Origin of the sequence: Bradyrhizobium sp. (assembly GCF_022844465.1) — a bacterium.
In the GTDB taxonomy this organism is placed as follows: domain Bacteria; phylum Pseudomonadota; class Alphaproteobacteria; order Rhizobiales; family Xanthobacteraceae; genus Bradyrhizobium.
In genome coordinates this window covers 1,114,862-1,134,424 of sequence record NZ_JALHLP010000001.1, presented here as the reverse complement: position 1 = coordinate 1,134,424, position 19,563 = coordinate 1,114,862, and the positions used below count along the sequence as shown (strand labels likewise).

The 19,563-nt window shown below is 61.1% G+C and carries 16 protein-coding genes; 9 read left to right on the top strand and 7 right to left on the bottom strand.

Annotation, left to right across the window (positions count from 1 at the left end):
* From Q0D31_RS05355 to Q0D31_RS05335, 5 genes are all read left to right on the top strand, one after another.
* On the top strand, window positions 1–795 hold the full coding sequence (locus Q0D31_RS05355) for an enoyl-CoA hydratase-related protein (RefSeq protein WP_291846140.1): 795 nt from the start codon (window positions 1–3) through the stop codon (window positions 793–795).
* Between the two features lie 65 nt (window positions 796–860).
* On the top strand, window positions 861–1,994 hold the full coding sequence (locus Q0D31_RS05350; protein ID WP_291846137.1) for an ABC transporter substrate-binding protein: 1,134 nt from the start codon (window positions 861–863) through the stop codon (window positions 1,992–1,994).
* Window positions 1,995–2,031: 37 nt separating this feature from the next.
* Window positions 2,032–2,931, top strand: a complete 900-nt coding sequence (locus Q0D31_RS05345; protein ID WP_291846135.1) for a branched-chain amino acid ABC transporter permease — start codon at window positions 2,032–2,034, stop codon at window positions 2,929–2,931.
* On the top strand, window positions 2,921–4,768 hold the full coding sequence (locus Q0D31_RS05340) for a branched-chain amino acid ABC transporter ATP-binding protein/permease (RefSeq protein WP_291846133.1): 1,848 nt from the start codon (window positions 2,921–2,923) through the stop codon (window positions 4,766–4,768). Before Q0D31_RS05345 ends, Q0D31_RS05340 begins: the two co-directional genes overlap by 11 nt.
* A complete protein-coding gene (locus Q0D31_RS05335; protein ID WP_291846128.1) occupies window positions 4,765–5,469 on the top strand; it encodes an ABC transporter ATP-binding protein in 705 nt (234 codons plus the stop codon). The genes Q0D31_RS05340 and Q0D31_RS05335 overlap by 4 nt, the downstream gene beginning before the upstream one ends.
* Before the next feature lie 13 nt (window positions 5,470–5,482).
* On the opposite strand, the gene Q0D31_RS05330 is transcribed toward Q0D31_RS05335, so the two are convergent.
* Window positions 5,483–6,262, bottom strand: a complete 780-nt coding sequence (locus Q0D31_RS05330) for an SDR family oxidoreductase (protein WP_291846125.1) — start codon at window positions 6,260–6,262, stop codon at window positions 5,483–5,485.
* Window positions 6,263–6,413: 151 nt separating this feature from the next.
* Between Q0D31_RS05330 and Q0D31_RS05325 the strand changes: the two genes are divergently transcribed.
* Entirely contained in the window at window positions 6,414–7,652 is a 1,239-nt protein-coding gene (locus Q0D31_RS05325) for a thiolase family protein (RefSeq protein WP_291846123.1), read from the top strand.
* A gap of 94 nt (window positions 7,653–7,746) precedes the next feature.
* Here the strand turns inward: Q0D31_RS05325 and Q0D31_RS05320 are convergent, their stop codons facing one another.
* The 5 genes from Q0D31_RS05320 to Q0D31_RS05305 all read right to left on the bottom strand — a co-directional run bounded on the left by Q0D31_RS05320 (window position 7,747) and on the right by Q0D31_RS05305 (window position 12,780).
* Entirely contained in the window at window positions 7,747–9,279 is a 1,533-nt protein-coding gene (locus Q0D31_RS05320; RefSeq protein ID WP_291846121.1) for an IS66 family transposase, read from the bottom strand.
* Between the two features lie 57 nt (window positions 9,280–9,336).
* A complete protein-coding gene (tnpB, locus tag Q0D31_RS05315) occupies window positions 9,337–9,711 on the bottom strand; it encodes an IS66 family insertion sequence element accessory protein TnpB (RefSeq protein ID WP_291846119.1) in 375 nt (124 codons plus the stop codon).
* A complete protein-coding gene (locus Q0D31_RS23970; protein WP_366518502.1) occupies window positions 9,708–9,920 on the bottom strand; it encodes a transposase in 213 nt (70 codons plus the stop codon). Before Q0D31_RS23970 ends, tnpB begins: the two co-directional genes overlap by 4 nt.
* 542 nt (window positions 9,921–10,462) lie before the next feature.
* Window positions 10,463–11,446: a glucokinase gene (gene glk, locus Q0D31_RS05310; protein WP_291846117.1), complete on the bottom strand. Its 984-nt coding sequence runs from the start codon at window positions 11,444–11,446 to the stop codon at window positions 10,463–10,465.
* Window positions 11,443–12,780: a GH1 family beta-glucosidase gene (locus tag Q0D31_RS05305; protein ID WP_291846114.1), complete on the bottom strand. Its 1,338-nt coding sequence runs from the start codon at window positions 12,778–12,780 to the stop codon at window positions 11,443–11,445. Before Q0D31_RS05305 ends, glk begins: the two co-directional genes overlap by 4 nt.
* Before the next feature lie 95 nt (window positions 12,781–12,875).
* Between Q0D31_RS05305 and Q0D31_RS05300 the strand changes: the two genes are divergently transcribed.
* Window positions 12,876–14,288, top strand: a complete 1,413-nt coding sequence (locus Q0D31_RS05300) for an agarase (protein WP_366518493.1) — start codon at window positions 12,876–12,878, stop codon at window positions 14,286–14,288.
* 6 nt (window positions 14,289–14,294) lie between these two features.
* On the opposite strand, the gene ppsA is transcribed toward Q0D31_RS05300, so the two are convergent.
* The gene (gene ppsA / locus Q0D31_RS05295) at window positions 14,295–16,706 is read right to left on the bottom strand and encodes a phosphoenolpyruvate synthase (protein WP_291846112.1); all 2,412 of its coding nucleotides are present in this window, start codon (window positions 16,704–16,706) and stop codon (window positions 14,295–14,297) included.
* 560 nt (window positions 16,707–17,266) lie between these two features.
* On the opposite strand from ppsA, the gene Q0D31_RS05290 reads away from it, so the two are divergent.
* Together Q0D31_RS05290 and Q0D31_RS05285 are read left to right on the top strand one after the other, a co-directional pair.
* Window positions 17,267–18,589: an ABC transporter substrate-binding protein gene (locus Q0D31_RS05290; RefSeq protein ID WP_291846110.1), complete on the top strand. Its 1,323-nt coding sequence runs from the start codon at window positions 17,267–17,269 to the stop codon at window positions 18,587–18,589.
* 76 nt (window positions 18,590–18,665) lie between these two features.
* Window positions 18,666–19,562, top strand: a complete 897-nt coding sequence (locus Q0D31_RS05285) for a branched-chain amino acid ABC transporter permease (RefSeq protein WP_291846108.1) — start codon at window positions 18,666–18,668, stop codon at window positions 19,560–19,562.
* The last annotated feature ends 1 nt before the right edge of the window (window position 19,563 follow it).

Sequence of the window (19,563 nt, the reverse complement as noted above, 5' to 3'; positions counted from 1 at the left end):
ATGGCTGACATTCGCGTCGACAGGCAGGGGGCGGTATGGTTGGTCACAATCGACCGCGCCCAAAAAATGAATTCGCTCGATTTCGGAGCGCACGAGGCGCTGGTCGATGTCTGGCGTGAATTCGATGCCGACGACTCGGCCCGGGTCGGCGTTATTACCGGCGCGGGAGACAAGGCGTTCTGTGCCGGCGCCGACCTCAAAACATATACGATGTCATTCGCAACCCTGCCGCCGCACGAATTCCGTCGCAAATGGGTCGACGGCGTCGGCCTCGGCGGGATCACGCGGGGCATGGAGATCGACAAGCCGCTGATCGCCGCCGTTAACGGCTTCGCAATCTCCGGCGGATTGGAGATCGCACTCGCTTGTGATCTCCGCTTTTGCTCCGACAACGCTGAATTCGCGTTGCAGGATTCGAAGTGGGGCTTTCACGCCTGCGATGGCGGCCTGGTGCGGCTGCCGATGATTATCGGCCTTGGCAACGCGATGGAGATGATCCTTTCCGGTGAAAGGATCGATGCTGCGTCCGCGCATCGAATCGGCCTCGTCAACCGGGTCTGGCCGCAGGCCGAACTGCTGGCGAAGGCGCTCGACTATGCCCAGATGCTGGCACGGCGGGCGCCGTTGGCGCATCGCTTTGCCAAAGCGACGATGCGAAGGATGGTCGGGATGCCGTTCGCCGACGCTCTGAAGGCGGAGGTACGGTCGTTTTATGATCTCGGCCGGTCGGAGGATCTGGCGGAGGGAACGCAATCGTTTCGCGAGCGGCGCGACGCCAATTTCAAGGCCAAGTAATGCTCAAGTAATGCTGTAATTCCAATGATGCCACAAAAACAAGTCAACCCGGGAGGAACAAGCAGATGAAAAAAATTGGCGTGACTTTATTAGGTGTGATTCTCTCATCCGCCGCGCTCGGGGGTGCGAGCTTCGCCGCCGACGTGAAGATCGGGGTAGTCATGGGCCTGAGTGGGCCGCCGGCCATCGTCGACTTCGGCGAAAGCTATCTGCAGGGCATGAAGCTCGCACTTAAGGATTACTCTGCAGCCGGCAAGCACAAGGTCGAGTTTGTCATTTACGACGACGAAGCCAATCCGCAGAAAGCCGTTTCGCTGGTCCAGCGGCTGCTGCAGAGCGACAAGGTTCCGCTCATTATGGGCACCGTGTCGAGCGGCAACGTCCTTGCGTTCGCGCCGATTGTTCAGAAGGCCGGCGTGCCGTTGATTGCAGGCCCTGCGATCGCCTCCAACATCACATCCCAGTTTATCGATGAGAAACCGAGCTTCATCTTCCGCTGCTCGATGGTCGAGAAGTATCAGATTGAAGGCATGCTCGATTGGGGCGTGAAGACATTCAAGAAGATAGGTCTGGTCCATTCGACCACGGGCTACGGAAATTTCGCAGCAAAGGAGATCGCGGATGGCATCAAGGCGCGGGGAGCCAACCTCGTAGCAGTGGAAGCTGTGGCGCCGAACGTTTCGGACCTGACGCCGCAGATGTTGAAGATGAAGGAATCTGGCGCCGAGCTTGTGCTCAACTTCCATGAGTCGTTCGAACTGGTGTTCCGGCCGATGTCGAAGATCGATTACAAGCCGACGATTGCCGGCAATTGGGGTTTATCGTCGCTGAAAGTACGCGACATCGTGGGCGCGAAGGAGATCGAGGGAACGGTCATGGGTCAGGCCCTCGATCTGTCACTCGATGCCCCGAAGGCTTTCGTCGCGCGCATGGAGAAGGAGTACGGCAAGGAGTTTCGCTGGCCGGTTGTGGCGGCCTTGGGATTCGATGCGGCGCAAGTCGCGCTCAAGGCGCTCGACACGGCCAAGTCCATGGAGGCGGAAGCGGTACGCGATGCGCTGGAGGCGGTTGATGGCATCAAAGCGATCTCGGCGACGCCGGCCAAGCCATATGGACCCAAGGATCACGAGTGTCTCGACCGGGAGCACGTCTTTCTCGGAGTTTGGAAGGACGGGGCCGTCGTTCGCCTGAAGTACTGATTGAGGCGTCGCTGACCTCTCGCAGCGTGGAGCATCGATGTCGACCGCGAATTTCATTCAGCTCTTCCTGAGCGGCTTGACGATGGGTGCGCTGTACGCCCTCACTGCCAAAGGTCTGTTCATTGCGCACTTGGCTACCACCCGGATGAACTTCGGGCAGGGCGAGTTCCTGATGATTGCCGCCTATCTGAGCATGACTTTGCTCTTGGTGGGCGTGCCGGTGATCTTGGTTGCCGTCCTAGTGATCGCCGTGCTGGCGCTCATGGGCTGGGGACTGGAGCGCATCGCACTGCGGCCACTCGACCGGCTGAAATCGCTGGTCGGGGGGCAGTATTCCTGGGTGCTGACGACCATGGGCGTCGCGCTGATCATGCAGAACGTGGCGACGCTGGTGTGGGGCAAGTCCTCGCAGTACTCGCCGCCGCTATTCTCCGCCTCCCGCGACAATGTGATCAAGATCATGGGTGTTGGCGTTTTTGTGGAGGAGTTGCTGGTGATCGCCGCTGCGTTTCTCGTGGTCGGCCTGTTCTATGTTTTCCTGTTCCTTACGACCCATGGGCGGGCCATTCGCGCCATCGCGTTCAACCGCGAAACGGCGGCACTGCTTGGAATCGACGTCACCCGCACTACCGTGCTCGTCTTCGTGATCGCCTCTGTGCTGGCCGCGATTTCAGGCATACTCGTTGGGCCGATCGTCACTGTGCAGCCACATATGGGGCTGGTCTTCACGGTGAAAGCACTCGCGGTCGCTTCGCTCGGCGGCTTTGCCAATCCGCTCGGCGTGTTGGCTGGAGCGATCATCTTCGGAATGGCAGAAAGCTTCTCGAACTATTTCAACTCGGCATTCGGCGATCTCTACCCACTGCTGGTCGTTCTAGCACTGCTGGTTGTGAAGCCCAGTGGCCTGTTTGGAGAGGCGAAGGCAGATGTCCGCTGAACCGGCACCGCTACCTTATCGCCGTCCGCTTCTCAGGCTGGCGCTGTTTCTGCTGGCAGCCGTCGTCATCATGGTGTTTCCACTGGTCGTCAGCAACAAGTTCTACATTCATTTGGCGCAGACGCTCTGCTACACGGCGGTCGCCGTCATCGGGCTGAACATCCTGCTCGGGCTGTCCGGACAGATGTCGCTCGGCCAAGCCGGGTTCTATGCCGCCGGAGCCTATGGATCGGCCCTGTTGTCGGCCAGGTTGGGCTGGCCGCTCGGCTACTCCATGCTTGCCGGCGTGGCTATTGCCGGCCTCCTCGGCGTAGCTGTGGGGCTCGTGGCGCTGCGGACGCGCGGCATCTATCTGACAATGGCGACGCTGGCATTCGGCTTTATTGTCGAGATCACTGTGCAGCGTTGGACGGATCTCACCGGCGGAACGATGGGTGTGCTCGGCATTCCGAGCCTGGATCTTGGTTCGCGTAAGTTGGGCGGCGTCTATTTCATGTGGATCGCGGGGGCGGTGTATCTCATGGTACAGATCCTCAGCGACTACGTGTTCTCGTCGCGCTACTACCGCGTGCTGCTGGCGATCAAGGAAAACGAGAGCGCGGCCCGAACCGCCGGCTTCAACGTACCGGTTTGGCGGACGGCGGTGTTCGCGCTGAGTGCCGTCGCGGCTGGCATCGCCGGCGTCTTCTTCACGCACCAGAACGCCTATATCAACAGCGATGCGTTCACACTAAATTTGACGCTCAGCTTGCTGGTCGCAACCGTGATAGGGGGTCTCGGCACCTCCTATGGACCATTGATCGGCACTATAATCACATTGGCGATCGCCGAGTTCATCGCCTCGCTCTACGATATTTCGCTGCTGATCTACGGCTCGATCTTGCTGGTGGTGCTGCTGCTCGTGCCGGAAGGGGCGATCGGGATCATGCGGCGGATAGGTGCCATGGTCGGCCTTGGAGCGCGACGGTCAACCGCACGTCAGGATATCCCGGGCTCCGACTTTCTTCTGCCGGAAGCGACACCAGTACCGCCAGCCCGGAGCGGCGGCGGAGCGGTGCTGGAGATCGAGGGCCTGTCCAAAAGCTACTCCGGTGTAAAGGCGCTGCGCGATATCAGCATCAGCGTCATGCCTGGAACCGTGCATGCATTGATCGGACCCAACGGCGCCGGCAAGTCGACACTGATCAACTGCGTGTCGGGTCTCTATTCGGCCGACCGTGGCTGCGTGAAGCTCGGCGGTCGCGACGTGACAGACGAGCCCGCGCACGTCCGCGCCCGGCTCGGGATGTCGAGAACGTTCCAGAACCTTCAGCTGGTGCCGAGTTTGACGGTGATTGAGAACGTCATGCTGGGCGTGCGCTCGCAGCGCTCCTGGCCGCGCGATTTTCTCGCGTGGCTCGTTTCCCCACAATTCGACGCCGTGGAGCGCCGCCGCGCCTACCAGCTGCTTGCGGCCTTCAACCTCGGTCACCTGTCCGAAGCGCGACCGGCTGACTTGCCGTACGGCCATCGCAAACTTGCCGAGCTCGCGCGGGCGATGGCCGAAGATCCCGTCTTGATGCTGCTCGACGAGCCAATCGCCGGTCTCAACGATGCGGAGGCGCACGAGATCGCCCAGGTGATTGGCACGATTCGAAACAGCGGCACCACCATCCTTCTGGTGGAGCACAACATGGAGTTCGTCATGCGGCTGTCCGACCGGGTCAGTGTGCTTGATTATGGCGAGAAGATCGCCGAAGGCACGCCGGCCGAAGTGCAGCGGGATCCGCGGGTCATCGCAGCCTACCTCGGAACCGCAGCCGAGGCGGTCGGCACACCTGCGCAGGCGGCCCAATGATCCGGCTCGAAAAGGTCTGCTCTGGCATCGGAAGTATCGATATCCTGCACGACATCGACCTGGCCGTCACGCCGGGCGAGCTCGTGGTCGTGCTCGGTGCTAACGGTGCGGGCAAGACGACGTTGCTGCGAACCATTTCAGGACTGGTCGAGGTGCGCGGCGGCAGCATCAAATTCGATGGCAGGACAAACAAGGGTGCGACGGCGCACGAACTGGCGCGTTCCGGTCTCGTTCATGTGCCGCAGGGGCGGCAGATCATTCCAGCCCTCACTGTGGAGGAGAACCTTGCGATCGGGGCCGAGAATCTATCAGGGCTTGGCCGGGACGAAATCGCACGCCGCATGGATGCGGAGTATGAGCGGTTTCCCGTCCTGAAGATGAGACGCCATATTCTCGGCGGCTCCCTCTCCGGCGGCGAGCAGCAGATGCTGGCCGTGTCGCGGGGCCTGATGATGGGACCCAAATTGCTGATGCTTGACGAGCCATCGTTGGGCCTCGCACCCCAGGCTTTGCAGCGAATTCTCGCGGCTCTCGGCGAGCTCGCGAGAACCGGTATGGCGGTTCTGATGGTCGAGCAGAAGACGAGCGCGCTGCAAATCGCCGACCGTGCCTATGTTCTCAAGAACGGCGCAATCGTTCATCACGCACCAGCAGCCGACCTTCGCAACGATGCAGACGTGTTCCGGCACTATATGAATTAAGGCGACCGTTGAGCTACTGCGCGGTCCAGCCGCCGTCGACCAGAAGATGCGCGCCCGTCACCATCGCCGCCGCTGGTGATGCGAGATAGACGGTCGCCGCCACAATATCCTCGATGCTGGCCAATGTACCGAGCGGGATGCGGGATTCGAAATAGGCGCGTTTCTCCGGCGTATCCACGATGCGGCGGGCAAGCGGCGTATCAACAAGCGTTGGGCCAACGCTGTTGACCCTGATCCGATGTGGCGCAAGCTCGATCGCCATGGCCTTGGTCAGGCCTTCTACGGCGTGCTTGGTCATACAATAGACAGTGCGATTGGCGGCTCCGACATGGCCCATCTGGGATGAAATATTGACAATCGCGCCACCGCGCTGCTTGCGGTCAGGAGTTTCCAGCATTTTCCGGACGGCCGCCTGGGAGGCGATGAACAGCGCCGTGACGTTGAGGCCGACCGTCGTATCGAGGCTGGCATCGGTAACGTCCAGGATCGGTTCCGGAATACTCGTGCCGGCATTGTTGACCAGAATATCGAGGCGCTGCAGGTTCGCAATGTGGCGTCGCAGCCCCGTTCGATCGGTCAAATCGCAGACTACGATGGTTGCTTTGCGGCCGAGACTTTCTACCTGCCGGGCGGTGGCTTCGAGCGGGCCATGGCTGCGGCCCACGAGGACCAGGTCTGCGCCCGCTTCGGCCAAACCGGTTGCGATCCCGGCACCTATCCCGGCGCCGGATCCGGTGACCAGCGCCACGCGATCGTCGAGACGGAAGCTTGGAAGGCGGATCGGGGCGGGCATGGATGGTCCTTTTGTGCTGATCGGCGTACAGTGCCGCGAGTGTGTGAGACGGTTTCTGACCGCGTAGGGCGTTCGCGCATTCTTGCGCAATTTTGGGACGACCGGCGGATGGTTGCTGGCTGTTTGGCTTGGCTGCGGGGGAGTGATTACCATGCAAGAAATCTTCATCATAGGCGTCGGCATGACGCCGTTCGGCCGGATGCTTGAGACAGACCTCAAGACCATGACGCGGCAGGCCACCGACGCGGCGCTGAGCGACGCAGGAATCGAGAAATCCGACCTCGACGCGGCCTATTTCGCCAATGTCTCGCAGGGGCACATGGAGCGCCAGCACATGATCCGGGGCGAAATCGCGCTCCGCAGCATGGGGATCGGCGGCATTCCGGTGATCAATGTCGAGAACGCCTGCGCCAGTGGCAGCTCGGCCTTCAACTCGGCGGTGAACTTCGTCAAGGCCGGTCAAGGCGACGTGGCCCTGGCGATCGGGGCAGAGAAGATGTACTCGCGCGACCGCGACCTGATGTTCTCGGTGTTCGACAGTGGATGGGATGTGAGCACGCGGGACGAAACGGTTGCCCGGTTGGCGAAGATGGGGGAGGGCGTCGACGTGCCCGACGGCACGATGTCGAACAAGCCCTACAGTGTTTTCATGGATGTCTATGCCGCCTTCAGCCGCTTTCACATGAAGCGGTTCGGCACAACCAGAGCGCAGCTGGCGGCCATTGCCGCCAAGAACCACAATCATTCAATCCACAATCCGCAATCGCAGTACAGGAACGGCTATACTGTGGAGGAGGTGCTGGCGGCGCCTCCGATCGCCTATCCGCTGACTTTGCCAATGTGCGCACCGATTTCGGATGGCGCGGCGGCCGCAGTGATTTGCAACAGGGGCGCCCTGACTCGTCTGGGACTGGACGCGCGGCGTGCGGTTCGGGTTCTGGCCTCGGTTGTGCAGTCGGGCTCCGATCGTGAGCCGGAGGAAGTGGAAAAGCACGTCTCTGCCCTGGCGGCGAAGCGCGCATACGAGATTGCTGGGGTTGGCCCCGAGGATGTTTCAGTCGCCGAAGTCCACGATGCTACAGCCATGGGTGAAATCATCCAGGTCGAGAATCTTGGCTTCTGCGCCTTCGGCGACGGCGGCCCGATCGCCGCGCGCGGCGAGACGCGGATCGGCGGCCGCATCCCGGTCAATCCATCGGGCGGGCTCGAGTCGAAAGGACATCCGATCGGCGCGACCGGCCTTGGCCAGATATTCGAGCTCGTTTCGCAACTGCGTGGCGAAGCGGGCCCCAGGCAGGTCGCCGATGCGCGGATTGCGATCGCCGAGAACGGTGGCGGCATCCACGGCATCGAAGAGGCGGTGGCTTGCATAACGGTGCTCGGCCGCTGACGGCATGAACAGGTGATTCCAAATCGGTGTCTGTGCGTACAAAGAACTGCGCCCTGTAAATTTTGCAGTAAGCGTCCATTTCTTGCACGTCGTGTCAGTTGAGGGTTTTTGGACGCCAGTTCCACGGCAGGAGCTGGTCAAGTTCGCTCATGGGATGGCCGCCGGACATTCGCTCGAGCACGTCCTGGAGGTAGGCGAGGGGCTCGACGTCGTTGAGCTTGGCGCTGGTGATGAGGGAGCAGACGGTCGCCCAGCGATCGGCGCCGCCGTCCGATCCGGCAAACAGGTGGTTCTTGCGGCCGAGCGTGATGGGCCGGATCGCGCGCTCAACGGTGTTGGTGTCGAGTTCAAGGCGGCCATCATCCAGGAAGCGGCAGAGAAGATTCCACCGGCTTAGAGTGTAGCGGATTGCGTCGGCAAGGCTGCCGCGCGGCGGGATCTGAGCGAGCTGCCGCTCAAGCCAAGCCTTCATCGCCGTGACCAGAGGCAGCGATCTGGATTGACGGACGCCCTGTCGTGCATCGGCGGCTCGGCCGCGGATGGCATTCTCGATCGCGTAGAACTCGGCGATGCGCCGCAGCGCTTCTGCCGCTACAGGCGAGCCCGTGGCTCGCTGCACCTCATAGAACTTGCGTCTGGCGTGAGCCCAACACCCTGCCAGCTGGATTCTGCCGCCATTGCTGAGCCGGTCGAAGCCGGGATAGCCGTCGACCTGTACGATGCCGCTGAACCCGGCCAGGTGAGAGGCCGGGCGCTCGGCCTTCCGGTCGGGACTATAGAGGTAGACGGTCGCCGGAGGCTCGGGCCCATTCCAGGGCCGGTCGTCGCGGGCGTAGACCCACAGCCTGCCGGTCTTGGTACGGCCCCGGCCCGGATCCAGCACAGGGATCGGAGTGTCGTCGGCAAACAGCTTCTGCGAAGCGAACACGTGCTCGGCGAGCCTCTTCTGCAAGGGCGCGAGCCACCAGCAGGCTCCGCCGACCCAGTTCGCCAGGGTGGAGCGGTCGATCTCGACGTCCTGCCGGGCAAAAATCTGGCTTTGCCGGTAGAGCGGCAGGTGATCGCAGTATTTGGAGACCAGGACGTGGGCGAGCAGGGCCGGGGTCGCTAGCCCCTTGGCGATCGGCCGTTCTGGCGCGGGCGCCTGGTGGATGGTCCCGCAGGCCCTGCAGCCGTAACGCGGCCGGCAGATACGGACGACCCGCAGCCGCGCCGGGACATGGTCGAGCATCTCGCTCGTCGTCTCGCCGATCAGGTGCAGCGCGCGGCCACAGCAGGGGCAGGCCTGATGCTCGACATCCAGCCGGACGTGCTCGCGGGTGAGGTGCGCCGGCAGGCTCGGTCGCTCGTCTCGGGCCTTGGGTGTATCAGCGGCTTGGGGAAGCGGAAGGCTGGCTTCGACGCGGGCAAGATCGGTGTTGTCTTCAAGGCCAAACTGCAGCTGATCGTCATTGAGCCGCTCGGCGCGCCGGCCGAACTGGCTGCGCTGGAGCATCTTGATAATGAGATTGAGCCGTTTGATCTCCGCGTTCGCCTCGCGCAAGTTGGTACGCTCGGCCGCGAGAGCACGCACCAAACGCTGCAGCGTTTCCACATCATCCGGCAGTGCGGCGAGATCGATGTTCATGAGAGGTGAGTCTAGCTGACTCGCACCGTTCTCGCTGCATCCGCTTGCATCATCGAGTCAATCAGTCGCAGCTTCAGCCCGCCATTGCGGTCGCCAGCGTTGCTCTGGCGCACGCCAATCGACGCCTTCGATCAGCAGTGATAGCTGCGCTGAGGTCAGCGACAGCGTCTCGTCGGGCTTGACACTCGGCGGCCAGAGAAAGACGCCGTGTTCGAGCCGTTTGGTGAACAGGCAGAACCCCGTGCCGTCCCAATAGATGATCTTGATCAGGTTAGCCCGGGTGCGGCCGCGGAACACGAACAGATGACCGGTGAACGGATCCTGCTGCAGCACGCCCTGCACCAGCATGGAGAGGCCGTCGATGCCCTTGCGCATGTCGATGAAGCCCAGCGCCAGATGCACCTTTACGTTGGGAGGAAGCAGCGTTGTCATGCCACGGTCTCCGCATCGGTGATCTCGACGGCGACAAATGCCGGAGGCACCGGCTCTTGCTTCCATCGACGCAGAATGCGGCCATCGATACCGTACCGGCGAGCGACCTCAGCGGCACTCGTTCCATCTAGCGCGGCCTGATCGATAATCTGGCGCTTATCCGCCTCACTGAACCTGCGCCGATGTCCCTCGCGTGGTCGCGCAACGATTGGGCTTGCCGAACGGGAGGAGGGATAAGCCCCCGGATTAAGGGGAGGACTAAAGGGCGGACTTAGCGGAGGACTAAAGGGAGGACTTAGGCCTCCGCGCCGCCAGAGCAGCTTGCGTTCGGGCGGCTGCGGCTCGGCCGTGAAGATCGTCCGCCAGTTGCCGAAGGCCTTGAGCGGGATCCCCTCCGCCTCGCAATACTACCGTTGATTCAAATCGCTACGCTTCCACGCCTCGTGGTGCACCCGTCAGAAAGGCTCGCCCTGACGGGTCCACGCTCCGTTCTTGTCCATCGTCTCGCTCTCCTCATTTGCAAATTGAGCGAAAACAGATAGTCCCTACGAACTACGGGAAAAGTGTGCGAGAAATGGACGCTTACCGAAATCCCGGCTTGCCCCGATTTCTAACGTCTTGTCGTCTGAGTGTGTGCATCAATGGAGGCGCAAGTAACAATCGACCCGGACCTCGCGAAATCCCCTGTTCCAACGCACTACGTGGAGTGCGACTCACCTGCGATGGAGGAGTTGTCTCGCGTGTTCGGGTTTCAGCCAATGCCTTCGACCTCCGCCAGCTTGCGGAGACCTACGAATGCGACGTCTTCATCGAGAACAAGGTGGACGGGGATAGGCTCGAGGTATTCGCGAAACCGTCCTTTGTCCTCAAAACGTGCGCGGAACTGCGAACCGCCAAGATAGCCCGGCATGTGGCGAAGAATGCCGCCGGCGATATACACGCCGCCTCTCGCCCCGAGCGTCAGTGCGACATTGCCAGCGACAGTCCCGAGCATCGCGCAAAACATGTCGATTGCAGCGCGGCTCGTCGCGCAAGTGCCTTCCACTCCATCCCGGGTAATCTCGGCGGCGCGGCGCTTTGGCAAGACAATGCCGTCCAGGACCGCTAGAGCCTCGCGAAGGTTCTCCAGCCCAGTTCCGGAAAGCACGCGCTCCGCCGAAACATGCCCGAATCGTTGCCGCAAACAGGCGATGACGGCGTCCTCCCGCTCGGTGCTGGCGGCCATGGTCGAATGGCCGCCCTCGCTCGAAAGGACGATAGGATTTTGTCCATGCGGTATATTGGCCGCCATCCCAAGGCCGGTACCGGGGCCAAGTGCTGCGAGAGGCGCTCCTTTGACGGCTTGTCGCCCGCCAATCTGCAGGAGCTTGTCGGCGGACAGGTGGGGCAGTGACCATCCCACCGCTTCGAAGTCATTGAGTAGACGCACAACGCGAAATCCGTAGGCAGCGCGCAACTCCGCGGCGTCGATTACCCAGGGATTGTTGGTGGACTGACAGCGGCCGTTTCGTATCGGGCCGGGAACTCCAAGAATCGCGACCAGGATCAAGCCCGCTTCCTGCAGGTTTCCCAGATACGCGCTGAGAGCTGCCGGAAAGCTGCGATAGTCACCGACCGCCATTCGAGCAATCTTGCGCACTGTTCCGTCGTCCAGAATCGCAAAGCGCGCGTAGGTTCCGCCGATGTCCGCAAGCAACGCTCTGTGAATGGAATTCTCCGAGGAATCGGCTTTCATCTCTGCTGTGCCGCCCTGATCAGATTACTGTACCAGTGGAACGAGGTCTTGGGAGTGCGCCGCAGCGACGCATAGTCGACGTAAGCCAAGCCGAAACGAATACTATATCCCGACTCCCATTCGAAATTGTCGAGCAGGGACCAAACAAAATAGCCTCTGACATCGGCGCCGCTGGCGGCGGCGGAATTCATGGCTTCGATGTAGGAACGTAGAAACGCTATCCGCTCCGCATCGATCACTGCTCCGGTTTCGTCGGGCTTGTCGTAGTTGCCATATCCATTTTCAAGGACGTAAATTGGCAAACCGTATCTCTCATGAACGGTCAACAGCGTGTCGCGAAAGGCGTCCGGATTGATTGGCCATCCTATCGGGGTGAGCGGAACGCTCGCGGGCTTCTCACCGAACGAGAACCCCAGCATGGAATTCGGCTGCGCTCTCACGTATACTGGGCTGTAATGATTCAGTCCGAGCCAGTCGACCGGACGACAAATGCGCGCCATGTCGCCTGGCTGGATGTGTGGATCGACGGCAGGCCGCATCAGCAATGGATATTCGCCGCGGCATTGCGGGTCGGGGAAAGCCCAGTTCCAATAGGTGCCCAGTCGTTCGGCAGCGGCCGCGTCGGCCTCGTCGGCACTCGCGGGCCAGCACGGTTGAAAATTATGAATGCACCCGATCGATGCGCCGGGAACGTTTTCCCGGATCACATCCACGGCTGCACCATGGGCGAGATTCCCGTGGTGTATCGCCCGATGAAGATTGTCTTCGCTGGTTCGGTCTCGCCCGCCGAGAGAGCGGCTGAACAGATTGAAGATTGACGGTTCGTTGAATGTCGCGAAACGTTTGACGCGATCTCCCAAACGCGTTGCGATCAGCGTCGTGTAGTCGGCGAACCATGTCACCGCGTCCCGATTCATCCATCCGCCCAGATCCTCCAGTGCCTGCGGCAGGTCCCAGTGATACAGGCACAGCCATGGATCAATATCGGCCGCCAGCAGCTCATCGATCAGCCGATCGTAGAATATGAGACCGGGTTCGTTCACCGACCCGCGCCCCTGCGGTAACGCGCGTGGCCAGGCAACGGAGAACCGATAAGCCTGAACGCCCAGCAATTTCATCAGGGCAACATCTTCCCGGTAGCGATGGTAGTGATCGCACGCAACGTCACCGGTATCGTGGTTCTTGATCTCTCCCTTTTGACCGTAGACGTCCCAGATGCTCGCTCCTCGGCCGTCTTCTCTTGTTGCTCCTTCGATCTGAAAGCTTGACGTGGAGACTCCCCAGATGAAATCCGGGCGCAGGTTGGCTATCGTGGGAAAGTCCGATGCGGGCATGGAACCGTCTGACCTCTGATTGTCTCCCATTGGCCGCTCATGTAACCAGCGAGAGAACCGTAACGTTAACAGTCCGACCGAACGCGAAGACGATCTTGAGATATATCAAGAATAATCGACGGGCCGGTGCGATGAATTATTTGGCTATTTGGTCATTGTGGGGGGGCCGATTGAGAAGAACCAAATGGGGTGGCATCGCCGATGATCGCTTCAAAAGCAGCGGCTTTTTTCGTGTCGATGAACATGACGGGGTGTTCTGGCTGGTCGATCCCGACGGGGGACGTTTCCTTTCCAAGGGGGTGAATACCGTCCGCTTTGATCAGGACTACATCGGAAACACCAATCGCGTGCCATATGCCGACACGTGCCGGGAGAAATATGGCGGCCAGCACATCTGGCGGGCGTCGGTTGCCGATCGGCTGGCGAGCTGGAAGTTCAACACGCTCGGCTGCTGGTCGGATGAATTGGTCGCCACCGCAGGATCGTCGCTGCTTGCGATTACTCCCACCGCTGCACTCGGTGCCACTTTCCGGCTGCATCGGCGCGACCAGATCTTTCCCGATGTGTTCGATCCCTCATTTTCCGCGCACATTCGGGAAAGCGCGGATAATCATTGCACAAGGTGGCGCAATGAAGCCGGATTGCTTGGCACATTCATCGATAACGAGCTGTATTGGTCGCCCGATTGGCGAGGGGCCGAGGAACTATTGACGCTGTTTCTGAACCTGCCGTCCCACCGCCCTGGCCGGGTCGCTGCGATTGCAAGATTACAGGAGCACTATCGGGAGTTTTCCCAGTTCAACACAGTTTGGCGCACTCCGGCGCGATCATGGGAGGAACTCGGCTCAATTGGACGCATCGAAGCGCCGTTCTTTAGAATACCGCCTGGCGGCCTGAACGACGCGCTTGAGACGAAAGCTAACCTGGCCAATCCAGCGCGCGCGGCATTTTGCGCCGATTGCGATGCCTTTGTTGCGATCGTAGCTGAGCAATACTTCGCCCTCTGCCAATCGGCCATCAAGGCTGTCGACCCTAACCATCTCGTGATTGGCTCCCGGTTCGGCTACCAACCGCAATCAAGTGTGATCGCGGCTGCCGGCCGCTACCTCGATGTCATCTCGTTTAATTGCTATGACCTCGACGCCAGTCCATCTATCGATGCTTATGCGGCAGGCGGGAAGCCGTGCCTCATTTCCGAATTCTCCTTCCGCGGCGACGATTCAGGCTTGCCCAATACCCGCGGTGGCGGACCGCGGGTGGCGAGCCAGATCGAGCGCGCCCAGAGCTTCGAACGCTACGTCTCCGCTGCGCTGCGAAAACCGTCGGTGGTTGGCTATCACTGGTTCGAGCATGCCGATCAGCCAGCGGAGGGGCGCTTTGACGGCGAGAACTCGAATTTCGGCTTGGTGACGATCGAAGATAACGTCTATGCGGAACTGACTGAAACGATGACCCGGGTCAATGCGGCGGCGGAGCAAATTCACGCGAAGGCCGCCCATGCCGAATAGCGGCCGTCACGCCCTGGTTTTCGTTGAACTGGCTTCGGCCTCGACAACCGCCGCCATGGTGCGAAACACGCTTGAGGGATTGACGCTGATTGAATCGATACCAAGTTGCGTCAGGTAGCGTGCGATCTCCGGGTAATTTGCGGGTGCTTCTCCGCAAATGCCGACGTGACGTCCATTGCGCTTCGCGCCCACCACAGCCTGCCTGAACATCTCCAGCATTCCCGGATCGCGTTCATCAAAATCAAAGGCCACAATATCGGAATCCCGGTCGACGCCGAGCGTAAGCTGGGTAAGATCATTTGAGCCAATGGAAAAGCCGTCGAACAGTTTCGAGAACGCGTCGATCTGGATGACGTTGTTCGGAATCTCGCACATCACATAGATCTCAAGCCCGCCTTCGCCGCGCTTGAGCCCGTTGGCCGCCATCGTCGCAATCACGCGTCGGCCTTCCTCGACGGTTCGGCAGAAGGGCACCATGATGCGCAAATTGGAGAGACCCATTTCCTCGCGCACCCGGCGCAGAGCCACACACTCCAGCTTGAACCCCTCGGCGTAAGCGGGGTGGCTGTAACGTGAAGCCCCCCGGAACCCCAGCATCGGGTTCTCCTCCTTGGGCTCGAACGCCTCGCCGCCGAGCAGGCTGGCGTATTCGTTGGTCTTGAAATCGGAAAGCCGGACGATCACCGGCTTGGGATAGAATGCAGCAGCAATCGTGCCGACGCCTTCCGCCAGCGCCCGAATGAAGAAATCGGAAGGGCTGTTGAAGCCTTTGACCAGACGAGCGATGGCGGCCTTCGCTTTGGCCGAGGCGATCATCTGCGGCTTGAGAAGCGCCATCGGATGTACGCCGATATGTTCGCTGATGATGAACTCCATGCGGGCGAGGCCGACCCCGGCCTGCGGTTGCATCGCCACCCGGAAGGCCATTTCAGGCGTGCCGACATTGACCATGATTGCGGTATGCGGCTGCCGGAGTTCGCTTACGGGCGTGCGGGTGACGTCGAAGGCGACCTTTCCCCGATAGACGTTTCCAATCTCGCCCTCGGCGCAGGAGATCGTGACGTTTGTCCCCGTCTTGAGCTTCTCTGTCGCATGTGTCGCACCCACCACGGCAGGTATGCCCAGTTCCCGAGCCACAATTGCCGCATGACAGGTCCGGCCACCCTTGTCGGTGATGACCCCAGCCGCGATCTTCATGACCGGCTCCCAATCCGGACTGGTTGACGGCGCGACCAAAATCTCACCTGGCTTGAAGGTGGCGAGGTCCCGCGCCGTGGCAATCCGGCGGGTGCGTCCCGATACGATCTTTTCCCCCACCGCGCGACCGGTAACGATCACGGTCCCGCTTTCCTTGAGATCGTAGGTTTCGTAGACGTCCGGCGAACGTTGCGAGGCAACCGTCTCAGGCCGCGCCTGAATGATGTAGAGCTTGCCGTCGGTGCCGTCCTTTGCCCATTCGATATCCATAGGCATGGCAATGCCGGCATGCTTCGAATAGTGCTCCTCGATGTGCATGGCAATGTCCGCAAGGCTCAACACTTCTGTATCGGAGACGCAAAACCGTTGCCGCTCGGCGCTTGGTACCGTTCGAATATGCGTCGCGCGGCTGCCGCCGCCCTTGCCGTAGATCATTCGGATTTGCTTGCCACCGAGCCGCCGCCGCAGGACGCAGCGAAAACCTTGCTTCAGGGTCGGCTTGTGAACGTAGAACTCGTCGGGATCGACCTTGCCCTGGACGATGGTTTCGCCGAGGCCGTAGCAGCCCGTGATGAAAACCACATCGCGAAATCCGGATTCAGTGTCGAGCGTGAAGATGACGCCACTGGCGCCGATATCCGAGCGGACCATTCTCATCACGGCGACGGAGAGGGCGACCTTGAAGTGGTCGAAACCCTTGTCGAGGCGGTAGGAAATCGCGCGATCGGTGAAAATCGAGGCAAAACAGCGCCGGCAGGCCTCGAACAAATCCTTCGCACCACGCACATTGAGGAAGCTCTCATGCTGGCCGGCAAAGCTCGCGGTCGGCAGATCTTCGGCCGTCGCAGAACTTCGTACCGCAACGGCGACGCCGGTCCCGCCGTCTCGCTCAAGCTGCCGATAGGCTTCCACGATCTGTTCGCGGAGAAGCGGCGTGTCCATCGCCCTGTAGATGATTTCGCGGGCTTTGGCGGCCTTGCTGGCAAGTTGCTTGATCTTGCGCTTGTCGAGACCGTCCAGAAGCCGGTGAAGTTCGCCCGCGACATCGCCGTGCGACAGCGCATCGCGATAAGCGTCTGCCGTGATAGCAAAGCCATTGAGGACAGCCACCCCCTGTGACGACAAAACGGAATACAATTCGCCAAGCGACGCGGTCTTGCCGCCGACAAGCCCGACGTCGTTCAATCCAAGTTCGAGGAATGATCTGATATAGCTCGGCATATCGCCAATACATCAGATCGGATTTTCTCGGTATTGAGGAAGGTCAAGCCTCTCGCTCCCGCCTAGCGGGGTTGCTCGATGGGGCCGAGCCGGGTAGAGCCAATGTGCCGCCAGATTTGTCGTTGACGCACATCAATGGTGCGGGGCGCCGTTCACTGTGCCATGATAGTAGATGGAAGTCGTTCGGTCACGCAACCGACGAGCGTATTGCGGTGTTGCGGCTGCGACAATCGCGTTGCTCTGGTTTGGCGATTGATACGAGACCGAAAGAGGATTGAACCGCCGGGAAACAGAGAATCTCCCAAGGGACGAATCCTCGTCGGCCGGCCGGCGCCGGCGGATCGGCAACCCCGGTTTCGCGCAACATCCGTGCAATGCGGCCACCCCCAATGCGCTGCAGCATCATCCTCGGGGAGCGGCACTTCGTGCCGCGCGTCTGCCTGAACCTGATGGCAGGCAGGCGCGGTTAAGGAGGGTGTATTGGCATCTCTCGCGATCGCCTATAGACTTTTATCACAACGGCCGTATCAGCTGAAAAAAAGCATTTGGGGAGATTTCGCATGCAGGGGATGAACATACGCGCCTGTTCGGTGCGCAAGGTAGTGACGGCGGCGCTGTTCGCGGCCTTGCCGATGACGGCTGTCGCCCAAACCGCTCCAGCGGTCCCGCCGGTCAAACTCGGGATAGTAACCTTCCTGACCGGACCCGCCGCCGGCCCATTCGGTATTCCCGGCCGCAACTCAGCCGAAATCATGATTGAAATGGTTAACGCTGGCAAAGTGCCCGCGCCCTACGCGACCGCCGGTCTCGCCGGCGCGCCGATTGTGCCGAAATTTGTCGATGAGGCCGGCTCGACGGCCAATCAGGTCACCGAATTCCGCAACCTCGTTCAGCGCGATGGCATGAATGCCATCGTCGGATATGTCTCGTCCGGCAACTGCCTGGCGGTGGCCCCGGTTGCCGAAGAACTGAAGGCGCTGACCGTGTTCTTCGACTGCGGAACGCCGCGTATCTTCGAGGAAAAGCCGCTCAAATACGTATTCCGTGCAACACCGCACGCCACCATGGATAACGTCGCCGCCGCCCGCTATGTGCTGAAGAAGTTCCCCGATCTGGCTTCGTTTTCGGGCATCAACCAGAACTACGCCTGGGGGCAGGACAGCTGGCGCGATTTTGTCGCCGCCATGAAAGCGCTTGCGCCCAAGGCGACCGTCGACAAGGAATTGTTGCCGAAGTTGTTCGCCGGCGAATTCGGCGCGGAAATCTCGGCGCTGCTGACCACCAATTCCAAGGTGGTGCATTCGAGCTTCTGGGACGGCGATCTCGAGAGCTTCATCGTCCAGAATGGCGCCCGCGGTCTGCCGGCGCGCTCCACCATGGTCTATACGGCGGGTGAGACGGCTATGTTCCGGCTCGGCGCCAAGATCCCGGATGGTACGATCCTTGGAGCCCGCGGCCCGCACGGCGTGATGGCGCCCGACACGCCGTTGAACAACTGGTTTCGTCAAGTCTATGAGGATCGCTTCGCCACGGCGCCGACCTATCCGGCCTATCACATGGCGCAGTCGATCCTCGGGCTCAAGTCCGCCTGGGAGAAGGCCGCGGCGGCCAAGGGTGGCCAGCAACCCGCGATCGACGACGTGGTGAAGGCGTTCGAGGGTCTCGAATTCGAGGGACCGAGCGCCAGGATCCGCATGGCGATCGGTAACGGCCACCAAGGCATCTCCGATATCGCCTATGGCAGCTTCCGTTTCAACAAGGCGGAGGGCAAAGCCGAGATCGTCGACATCGTCCGCTATCCCGCCGAGTGCGTGAACCCTCCGGCCAACATGACCTCGACGGCCTGGCTCGAGGCCGGCATGCCCGGAGCCAAATGCAACTAAGCGCCGTAATTGCCCGCGGCCGGCACCGCCGGCCGCGGGTTACAGCTACACTTCACGATGTAAGGGACGGCATCCGGTGATCACAGTTATCGCCATCGTCACCGATGGCCTGGTTTATGCCGCCTGGCTGTTTGTCGTTGCCATCGGCCTGACGCTGATCTTCGGCGTCATGAAAATCCTCAACGTCGCCCACGGCGCGTTCTATGCCTTTGGCGCCTATGCGGCGGCGACCGCGATCGGTCTCTATTTCGACCGCGGCTGGCCCGTGGTCGGAGGCTACATGGCGATTGCCACCGCCGCGATCGTCACCGGTTTGCTGATGGGCTACATCCTGGAGCGGGTCTTTCTCCGCCGTGTCTATGGCAAGGACGAGGTCGTCGTCGTTCTCATCACCTACGCGCTGTTTCTGATCCTGGAGGATGTGCTGATCCTGATCTGGGGCACCGACGGCAGATCGGCATATCAGCCTTACACCGAGGCCGGCAGCTTCACGGTCGGCGGATTGCCGCTGTCGGTCTACGACATCGGTCTGGTCGGGTTTGCGGGTGTGCTGGCGATCGCGGCCTCCTACACCATCAAGAAGACGACCTTCGGACGGCTGTTGACGGCCGTGATCTACGATCGCGAAACCGCCGCCGCGTTCGGCGTCGATGTGTCGCGGGTCTATACCGTGACCTTTCTGGTCGGCGCGGTGCTCGGCGCGCTCGGCGGGGCGTTGACCGCTCCAAAGATATCAGTGACGCCGGGCCTCGGGGTAGAGGTCATCGTGCTGGCCTTTGCGGTGGTGGCGATCGGCGGAATGGGCTCGATGGAGGGCGCGCTGGTCGGCGCCCTGATCGTCGGATTGTTCCGCGCCGGAGCCGTGCATCTGGTACCGCAACTCGAACTGTTCGCGATCTACGCGGTGATGGCGCTGGTGCTCGTGTTCCGCCCGCAAGGTCTATTCAGTCGCGCGCAACCGAGAAAAATCTGAC

Bases quoted from the DNA above. Each gene is read 5' to 3' on its own strand.
- Q0D31_RS05355 (WP_291846140.1), top strand. From the start codon at position 1: ATGGCTGACATTCGCGTCGACAGGCAGGGGGCGGTATGGTTGGTCACA.
- Q0D31_RS05350 (WP_291846137.1), top strand. From the start codon at position 861: ATGAAAAAAATTGGCGTGACTTTATTAGGTGTGATTCTCTCATCCGCC.
- Q0D31_RS05345 (WP_291846135.1), top strand. From the start codon at position 2,032: ATGTCGACCGCGAATTTCATTCAGCTCTTCCTGAGCGGCTTGACGATG.
- Q0D31_RS05340 (WP_291846133.1), top strand. From the start codon at position 2,921: ATGTCCGCTGAACCGGCACCGCTACCTTATCGCCGTCCGCTTCTCAGG.
- Q0D31_RS05335 (WP_291846128.1), top strand. From the start codon at position 4,765: ATGATCCGGCTCGAAAAGGTCTGCTCTGGCATCGGAAGTATCGATATC.
- Q0D31_RS05330 (WP_291846125.1), bottom strand. From the start codon at position 6,262: ATGCCCGCCCCGATCCGCCTTCCAAGCTTCCGTCTCGACGATCGCGTG.
- Q0D31_RS05325 (WP_291846123.1), top strand. From the start codon at position 6,414: ATGCAAGAAATCTTCATCATAGGCGTCGGCATGACGCCGTTCGGCCGG.
- Q0D31_RS05320 (WP_291846121.1), bottom strand. From the start codon at position 9,279: ATGAACATCGATCTCGCCGCACTGCCGGATGATGTGGAAACGCTGCAG.
- tnpB (WP_291846119.1), bottom strand. From the start codon at position 9,711: ATGACAACGCTGCTTCCTCCCAACGTAAAGGTGCATCTGGCGCTGGGC.
- glk (WP_291846117.1), bottom strand. From the start codon at position 11,446: ATGAAAGCCGATTCCTCGGAGAATTCCATTCACAGAGCGTTGCTTGCG.
- Q0D31_RS05305 (WP_291846114.1), bottom strand. From the start codon at position 12,780: ATGCCCGCATCGGACTTTCCCACGATAGCCAACCTGCGCCCGGATTTC.
- ppsA (WP_291846112.1), bottom strand. From the start codon at position 16,706: ATGCCGAGCTATATCAGATCATTCCTCGAACTTGGATTGAACGACGTC.
- Q0D31_RS05290 (WP_291846110.1), top strand. From the start codon at position 17,267: ATGCAGGGGATGAACATACGCGCCTGTTCGGTGCGCAAGGTAGTGACG.